Annotated in this window: 8 protein-coding genes and 1 tRNA gene; 5 read left to right on the top strand and 4 right to left on the bottom strand. The window is 47.3% G+C overall.

From position 1 onward, the window contains the following. Nucleotides 1-34: 34 nt before the first annotated feature. Entirely contained in the window at nucleotides 35-1,399 is a 1,365-nt protein-coding gene (gene argA / locus B7X71_RS09490) for an amino-acid N-acetyltransferase (protein WP_293598212.1), read from the top strand. Between the two features lie 66 nt (nucleotides 1,400-1,465). Then, nucleotides 1,466-1,738, top strand: coding sequence for an oxidative damage protection protein (locus B7X71_RS09495; RefSeq protein WP_173960430.1), 273 nt, complete (start codon nucleotides 1,466-1,468; stop codon nucleotides 1,736-1,738). Nucleotides 1,739-1,958: 220 nt separating this feature from the next. Here the strand turns inward: B7X71_RS09495 and rpiA are convergent, their stop codons facing one another. Beyond that, a complete protein-coding gene (rpiA, locus tag B7X71_RS09500) occupies nucleotides 1,959-2,669 on the bottom strand; it encodes a ribose-5-phosphate isomerase RpiA (protein WP_293598211.1) in 711 nt (236 codons plus the stop codon). A 109-nt stretch (nucleotides 2,670-2,778) separates the two neighbouring features. Between rpiA and tal the strand changes: the two genes are divergently transcribed. Further along, nucleotides 2,779-3,747 (top strand): transaldolase, encoded by a 969-nt coding sequence (tal, locus tag B7X71_RS09505; protein ID WP_293598210.1) that lies wholly within the window; start codon nucleotides 2,779-2,781, stop codon nucleotides 3,745-3,747. A gap of 30 nt (nucleotides 3,748-3,777) precedes the next feature. Continuing rightward, nucleotides 3,778-4,200 (top strand): thioredoxin TrxC, encoded by a 423-nt coding sequence (gene trxC, locus B7X71_RS09510; RefSeq protein ID WP_293598209.1) that lies wholly within the window; start codon nucleotides 3,778-3,780, stop codon nucleotides 4,198-4,200. Between the two features lie 11 nt (nucleotides 4,201-4,211). Here trxC and B7X71_RS09515 read toward each other — a convergent pair whose 3' ends face one another. Genes B7X71_RS09515 through rnr form a run of 3 tightly spaced genes read right to left on the bottom strand, consistent with a single transcriptional unit; the run spans nucleotide 4,212 to nucleotide 7,620 of the window. Further along, on the bottom strand, nucleotides 4,212-4,397 hold the full coding sequence (locus B7X71_RS09515; RefSeq protein WP_293598208.1) for a DUF2892 domain-containing protein: 186 nt from the start codon (nucleotides 4,395-4,397) through the stop codon (nucleotides 4,212-4,214). Nucleotides 4,398-4,432: 35 nt separating this feature from the next. Continuing rightward, entirely contained in the window at nucleotides 4,433-5,188 is a 756-nt protein-coding gene (gene rlmB / locus B7X71_RS09520; protein WP_293598207.1) for a 23S rRNA (guanosine(2251)-2'-O)-methyltransferase RlmB, read from the bottom strand. 29 nt (nucleotides 5,189-5,217) lie between these two features. Then, nucleotides 5,218-7,620, bottom strand: a complete 2,403-nt coding sequence (rnr, locus tag B7X71_RS09525; RefSeq protein ID WP_293598206.1) for a ribonuclease R — start codon at nucleotides 7,618-7,620, stop codon at nucleotides 5,218-5,220. A gap of 144 nt (nucleotides 7,621-7,764) precedes the next feature. On the opposite strand from rnr, the gene B7X71_RS09530 reads away from it, so the two are divergent. Then, nucleotides 7,765-7,851, top strand: a tRNA-Leu gene (locus tag B7X71_RS09530). Nucleotides 7,852-7,860 lie beyond the last annotated feature (9 nt).

The raw sequence follows: 7,860 nt of genomic DNA on the forward strand, positions 1-7,860 counted from the left end.
TTTATAGGCTCTTGCACCCTATAATTTTCTCACTATGCCAACAAATGCACCAAACCCCGGCTCAAACGCCGAAGAATCAAGCTCCAACTTTCCTTTTGTGGGATGGCTGCGTGATGTTGCGCCCTATATACATAGCTTCCGCGAGAAGACCTTTGTTATTGCCTTTGCGGGCGAACTTGCCCAAGAAATCGGCCTCGAAAATCTGATTGAAGATATCGCCATGTTGCATGCCATGGGTATGCGCATTGTTTTAGTTCACGGCATTCGTCCTCAGATTGAAGAGCAACTCACGCTCCGCAATATTAAGAGTCAATTCGGTCAGAGTGCCATGCACAGCTATCGGATTACGGATGCAGCAGCTTTGGAGTGCGTCAAAGAAGCCGCCGGTGAATTGCGCCTTGATATAGAAGCAGCATTTAGTCGTGGATTACCCAATACACCGATGGCAGGCTCACGTATCTCTGTGATCTCGGGTAATTTTATTACAGCAATGCCTGTAGGAGTGGTTGAGGGAATCGATTACATCCATACTGGTTTAGTACGCAAAGTGGATTCCACCTCAATCAAGCTTTCGCTTGACAGCAACAAAATTGTGCTGCTTTCACCTTTGGGCTTCTCACCCACTGGTCAAGCATTTAATCTTGCTTTTGAGGATGTTGCCGCATCTACTGCTGCGGCACTAAAAGCGGATAAGCTAATTTTCTTAAGCCCTTATGCTGGCTTAAAGGATGAGGAAGGTGATTACATCACCGAACTATCTATGCCGCAACTTCAAGAGTATGTAGCCCAGCATCCAAAGCTCGATCTAGGCATGAAGAGTTTGTTAAATATCTCTGGCAGAGCGATTCGTGCCGGGGTCAGCCGCGTGCACTTCCTGCCCTGTAATCAGGATGGCGCCCTCTTGGAAGAACTCTTTACCCATGATGGTATTGGCATGATGCTAGCCTCCTCCGATATTGAGAATTTACGCGAAGCCAATCAAGATGACGTTGGTGGCATCTTGCAGCTTACTAGCCCGCTTGAAGAAGAGGGGATCTTGGCTGCTCGCGGTCAAGACGTTATTGAGCGTGATATTCAGCGCTTCTCTGTTATTGAGCATGACCGTGTTCTTTTTGGCTGTGCTGCCCTATTCCCCTTCCCTAATGGCGTGGGCGAGCTTGCTTGCCTCGCAGTAGATCCCGACGTTCAAGGCTCCGGTGATGGAGAGCGTTTACTCAAACGTGTGGAGATGCGGGCAAAACGGGAAGGCATTAAAAAGCTCTTTGTTTTGACAACCAGAACAGAGCATTGGTTTTTGAAGCGTGGCTTTAAGCGCGCCTCTGTTGATGATCTTCCAGAAGAAAGAAAACAGATTTATAACTGGGATCGTAAATCCATGGTTCTTACCAAGGATCTATAAGTCTTTATGGTTTTCTTTGGATTACATTATTTTGATTTAGTACATCGTATTTGAAAGGCATTACAAATGGCACGCATGGTTCAATGCATCAAACTAAATAAGGAAGCTGAAGGCATGGACTTTGCTCCACTTCCTGGCGATCTTGGTAAAAAGATTTGGAATCAAGTTTCTAAGCAGGCCTGGGCCGACTGGTTAAAACACCAGACCATGCTCATTAATGAGAATCGCCTGAATATGGCCGATCCTCGTGCTCGCCAATACCTACTCAAGCAGGTTGAAAAGTACTTCTTTGAAGGTGGTGCAGACATGGCTCAGGGCTACGTACCGCCAACTGAATAATTATTTTTGAAATCGCTTGACGAGTTAAATTCGAAGGCATAGGATGAGATCGTAGTCAGTCAGATCTCGTGAACGGCTACATTGGCGAAAGCCAATACTCGTAAGCATATCTATGTGCTTATGGGCACTGGGAACTAAATCTCTTCCCTTTGCCTGCGCCATGAATAATCATGGCAAACAAACCCGATGGATCAGCTTGCTGCCCCGTCGGGTTTTTTATTTAAAAGGTAATTCTACTTACGCCAGACACATTGCTTACCAGCAAAATATTGGCCTTCTCTTTCGCAAATAGACCAACAGTAATGACGCCGGCAATCTGATTGATTTGAGCTTCAAGCGCAAGTGGATTGGAGATCTTCAAGCCAGCGACATCCAAAATCCATCCACCGTTATCCGTCACAAAAGGCTGGCTTGGCGTCTGCCCCAAATCCATACGAGTCTCTTTTGCCATCCTAAGCGTTACTGTTCCGCCCAACTTGGCCAACTCCTGAGCAACAATTCCTCTGGACAAGGGGATGATCTCGACTGGCAAGGCAAAGTTACCCAGTACCGGAACCTGTTTGGATGAGTCGCAAATGCAGATGAATTGCTTCGCCATCGAGGCAATAATCTTTTCGCGGGTTAAAGCACCCCCTCCACCCTTGATCATGTGACCTGCAGGATCGATTTCATCTGCACCATCCACATAGGCAGGCAGTTGATTCACCTCGTTGGGATCCAGGACCTTAAAACCATGCTTTAAAAGGCGTTCAGTCGTGGCGTTAGAGCTCGATACTGTTCCGGCAAAATGATCCTTATGGGCTGCCAAGGCATCAATAAAGCAGTTGGCAGTTGAGCCAGTTCCAACGCCCAAGATCTGACCTGCAGGTAGCTTTAGCACCTCATCCCGCGCCGCTTCACCTACCAATTGCTTGAGTTGATCTTGATTCATGATCTTGCCCGATACCCTTATCTAAAGTGGAACAGCCTTATTTATGCATCTATCATATGATATTCAATTCATTCACCTGATTAATTAATCGAGAGCATTGCAAACAACGATGACATCACCCTCTACCGCACTGAGCCAACTCAAACAACTCACTACCGTCGTGGCCGATACCGGCGACTTTGAGCGTATGCAGGAATACCAACCCCAGGATGCGACTACCAATCCATCCCTGATACTCAAGGCGGCGCAGCAACCTAACTATCAGGCATTGGTACATCAAGTTAAATCAGCTCATCTTGGCATGAAACCAGTCGATCTAGTCGACCATATCCTAGTGGCTTTTGGTCTGGAGATTTTGAAGATCGTCCCAGGACGGGTTTCAACTGAAGTTGATGCCCGCCTCTCTTTTGACACTCAGGCAACCATTAACAAAGCAAAACACCTTATCGCCTTGTATGAGTCTCATGGCATTGATCGTAAGCGCGTCTTGATCAAGCTAGCTGGCACTTGGGAGGGCATCCAGGCAGCCAAGACTTTGGAGGCCAAAGGCATTCATTGCAATATGACCCTGCTCTTCTCTTTGGTGCAAGCTGCGGCCTGTGGTGCAGTTAATGCAAAATTGATTTCTCCATTTGTGGGACGGATTACCGATTGGAATAAAAGCAAACTCGGTAGCAATTGGAGTGATGTCGATAATGGCGGCGCAAATGATCCTGGGGTCACATCCGTCAAGCGCATCTTCCATTACTACAAGCACTTTGGGATCGCTACCGAAATCATGGGCGCCAGCTTTCGTAACACCAGTCAAATTCTAGAGCTAGCCGGGTGCGACTTACTGACAATCAGCCCAGAACTGTTGGGTGACCTTCAGAAGAGTACGGTTTCGGTTGAGAAAAAACTCAATGCCATCAATGCAGAGAGCGCTCTTGCTAGCGAGAATATCTCAGCCCTCAAGCTAGATGAATCCAACTTTAGATTGCAATTAAATAATGATGCGATGGCTACTGAAAAGTTAGCTGAAGGGATAAGAAATTTCTGTATTGATACTGAAAAACTAGAAGCACTATTAAGCAAGTAAGTCTTTAGATTGGTCTATTGAGGAGTCAAAATGATTATTCATTGCCCGCATTGCAATAAAGGGAATCGCATTCCCGCTGAAAAACTCAATCAGACACCAGTTTGTGGTGCCTGCAAACAAGAACTTCTTTCGCTTCCTATCAATGCCACTGCCACAAACTTTAGTGATCTTGTGACTCAGTTAGCGATGCCGGTGATAGTGGATTTCTGGGCACCATGGTGCGGGCCATGCAAGATGTTTGGCCCGACCTTTCAGTCGAGTGCCATTAGCCATGCAAATCAAGTTTTATTTGTGAAAGTGAATACTGAAGCAGAACAACTACTCGGATCACAATGGAATATTCGCTCCATCCCAACGTTAGCAGGATTTAAGAATGGTAAAGAGGCTCACCGAGTTAGCGGCGCACTACCTCCAGCCCAACTTGAGCAATTTGTGCAGCAACTGCTTGCTTGATGAATCCCGAATTACTTCTTCGCGGTATTGATACCTAAAATACTGTAAGCCGGACAGATACCCATCATACCGGTAAGTAGTGGGATGATGCCAATCCAAGCCCAGGGGCCCGTAATTCCGAAGCCTGCGAGACCCATTAAGGTAACGCCAACGGTCATCCGCAGCACGCGGTCAGTGTGTCCGATATTGCATTTCATGGGAAGCCTCTTAGGTAAATAGATGGATTTACTGCTTACTTAGACTCTTTAGCTAAACGCTGCCTTAAAGCCTCATATAAGCATACGCCACTCGCTACAGAAACATTCAAACTCTCAACAACACCCTTCATCGGAATGCGCACCAACTCATCACAAGTCTCGCGAGTTAAGCGGCGCATGCCTTCACCCTCAGCACCCATGACAATACCAATAGGGCCCGTGAGATCCAAATCATAAATCGATTTTTCAGCCTCATCGTCGGTGCCAATCAACCATACGCCGGCTTCTTGCATCTCTTTCATGCTTCGAACTAGGTTGGTAACGGTAATTACCGGCATTACTTCTGAAGCACCACTAGAGACCTTGCTAACAGTAGCATTGATCGATGCCGAACGATCTTTTGGGATAACTACTGCATCAACACCTGCACCATCGGCAACACGCAAACAGGCGCCAAAGTTATGGGGATCAGTTACGCCATCCAAAACCAAGAACATCACTTTGCTTTGATTACTTTGGGCATCCTCTACCACTTCGGTAATAGTGCGTGCAATGGTCATCTTCTCTGCTAGAGCCACTACACCCTGATGGCGATCGTGGCCAGCGAGTTTATGAAGACGCTCAGCATCGGCCGCATGCAATCTTTCACCTAATATCTCTTCGGCCTGCTTAAGAAAGTCACCCATGCGGCGATCGCGTCGACTCGGATCAAAATATACCGACTTGAGGCTTGCTGCATCCACTCGTAAGCGTGCCTGTACCGCATGAAAACCAACTAATATTTGCTTCATCTTTACTGATCTCTATTCTTGATTGCTACTTATTTACGACGCGCTTTAGTGCTACGAACAGGTGGCTTCGTGCCAGCAGGCTTGCCGGCTGACCTAGCAGGCTTACCAGATTTAGCGACCTTACTTGCAGTTCGTCCAGCTTGATTCTTCGACTGATTGGCGCCAAGATTACCAGCAGACTTAGCGGCATTCACATTAATACCAGAATGCTTTTGAGGCTCTTTGCTACCAGGGCGACCTTTTTTTGGTGACGCTTTTTTATTGGGCCTACCAGTATCGCTAGCCAACACAATTTGACGGCGATTGGTAGTGCCCCCTGGCTCCAAGCCAACTGACTTAACCAGACTAAATTCAATCTTGCGGGCGTCAAGGTCAACTCGGCTAACCAAGACATGCACTCGATCGCCTAAGCGGTAACGAATACCCGTTCTCTCCCCACGGAGCTCTTGGCGAGCTTCGTCATACTGGAAATAATCTCCGCCTAATTCAGTTACGTGAATCATGCCCTCGACAAAAAGGTTTTCTAGTTGCACAAATAAACCAAATGAGGCTACACCGGTTACTGTACCCGCATACTCTTGACCCAAGTGGTCACGCATGTAGTAACACTTAAGCCATGCCTCAACGTCACGAGATGCTTCATCTGCACGACGCTCATTAGATGAGCAATGAACTCCGAGTTGACCCCAAATCGGTAATGCTGCATTAGCGCCTTTGGGTAATTTGGGTAAACGCGTGCCATTCGCTGCAGCTTCTTTTGCATCGCTATGAGACTTCTTCGCATTGACGGCATTTTCACGACCTTTGCCCTTACGCGGCAAAGTCAGGTTCAGCGGAACCATGGGTGGCAATACTGGTGTGTATGGCTTCTTAGCCAGAATCGCCTTGATAACACGATGAGTCAATAAATCAGGATAGCGACGAATCGGACTTGTGAAATGCGAGTACGCAGGATATGCCAGGCCAAAGTGACCTTCGTTGTCCGGCTGATACATTGCCTGTTGCATAGAACGCAAAACAACTGACTGAAGCATATTGGCATCAGGACGCTCTTTGATTTCACGCATGAGTTTGGCATAGTCTTTTGGCTTCGGCTTTTCACCGCCGCCCAATGACAAACCAGAGGTACGCAATACCTGACGCAAGGTGACTAATTTTTCCTCAGAGGGTTCACCATGAACGCGATACAAACTGAGGTGCTTATTCTTATCAATGAAGTCTGCAGCACACACGTTAGCTGTCAGCATGCACTCTTCAATTAGGCGGTGCGCATCATTACGTAAGCGCGGCTCAATACGCAGAATCTTGCCTAGCTCATTACTAATAATCTGGGTTTCAGTTGTCTCAAACTCGATAGCACCACGTTTTTGACGTGCATCTAATAGAATTTTGTAGAGGGAGTAGAGATTGGTCAATAAAGGCCTGAACTCAGAAAAACGTGTTGCTTCGGGACCTTTGCTATTCGAAAGAATCTCCCACACGGTATCGTATGTAAAGCGTTGCGCAGAATGCATCACTGCTGGATAGAATTGGTAAGCCAGCACTACTCCGTTCGCATCGACAACTGAGTCGCACACCATGCACAGACGATCAACACCAGGATTGAGCGAGCAAAGGCCATTAGAGATCTTCTCTGGCAGCATTGGTATGACCCGTCTCGGGAAATACACTGAGGTTGCCCGCAGAAGACCTTCATCATCTAAAGGTTGGCCAGGCTTGACATAATGGGATACGTCGGCAATGGCGACAATCAGGCGCCAAGCCTTGCTCTTGCCATACATAACCGGCTCGCAATACACCGCATCATCAAAGTCACGCGCATCAGCACCATCAATAGTGACCAAGGGAACATCGCGTAAATCGACTCGGCCTTCAAGATCGGATTGCTGAACAGTATCAGGCAATGCATCGGCTTCTTTTTTAACGGCTGCTGAAAATTCATGGGGAACACCATACTTACGTACAGCGATTTCAATTTCCATACCTGGATCATCGATCTCACCGAGAACCTCCACAACACGGCCAACTGCTTGACGGTAACTATCTGGATAGTCGATGATTTCGACACTCACCACTTGACCTAATTTGGCATTGCCCTGGCCTTTTGGTGGAATCAAAATATCGTGACCGATACGCTTGTCTTCCGGCGCAACAATCAAAACACCATTCTCATTTAAGAGGCGTCCAATAACTACTTTATTGGCGTGCAAAATTACATCGACGATCTGACCTTCTGGTCGACCACGGCGATCCGTTCCTAATACTCTGACATTGACTCTATCGCCATGCATAACGCGGGACATTTCTCTTTCAGAAAGAAAGATATCTTCACCGCCGTCATCAGGGATAACAAATCCAAATCCATCTCGGTGACCCTGGACTGTACCTAAGCGGTCAGCCTCTCGTGGCACCAAGTTTTTTGCTTTACGCATTTAATTCCTTCGGCAATAGATGCCTTATATATCGATCATTATTCTTGTTTAGGCTACTGTATCAAACCACTCGGTCTGAAGGGGAAAAGCCCAAAGGGGGTTATAAAGTGGGCCAAAAGGCGCATACCTTTATAATAACGGCATGCCCAGGTGGCGAAATTGGTAGACGCACCAGCTTCAGGTGCTGGCGATCGTAAGGTTGTGGGGGTTCGAGTCCCTTCCTGGGCACCAAATACACCT

Source organism: Polynucleobacter sp. 39-46-10, from assembly GCF_002282275.1.

What these genes read in the sequence shown, in the direction of transcription:
- B7X71_RS09495 (WP_173960430.1), top strand. Translation starts at nt 1,466, where the DNA reads ATGGCACGCATGGTTCAATGCATCAAACTAAATAAGGAAGCTGAAGGC.
- rlmB (WP_293598207.1), bottom strand. Translation starts at nt 5,188, where the DNA reads ATGAAGCAAATATTAGTTGGTTTTCATGCGGTACAGGCACGCTTACGA.
- trxC (WP_293598209.1), top strand. Translation starts at nt 3,778, where the DNA reads ATGATTATTCATTGCCCGCATTGCAATAAAGGGAATCGCATTCCCGCT.
- B7X71_RS09515 (WP_293598208.1), bottom strand. Translation starts at nt 4,397, where the DNA reads ATGAAATGCAATATCGGACACACTGACCGCGTGCTGCGGATGACCGTT.
- rnr (WP_293598206.1), bottom strand. Translation starts at nt 7,620, where the DNA reads ATGCGTAAAGCAAAAAACTTGGTGCCACGAGAGGCTGACCGCTTAGGT.
- tal (WP_293598210.1), top strand. Translation starts at nt 2,779, where the DNA reads ATGACATCACCCTCTACCGCACTGAGCCAACTCAAACAACTCACTACC.
- argA (WP_293598212.1), top strand. Translation starts at nt 35, where the DNA reads ATGCCAACAAATGCACCAAACCCCGGCTCAAACGCCGAAGAATCAAGC.
- rpiA (WP_293598211.1), bottom strand. Translation starts at nt 2,669, where the DNA reads ATGAATCAAGATCAACTCAAGCAATTGGTAGGTGAAGCGGCGCGGGAT.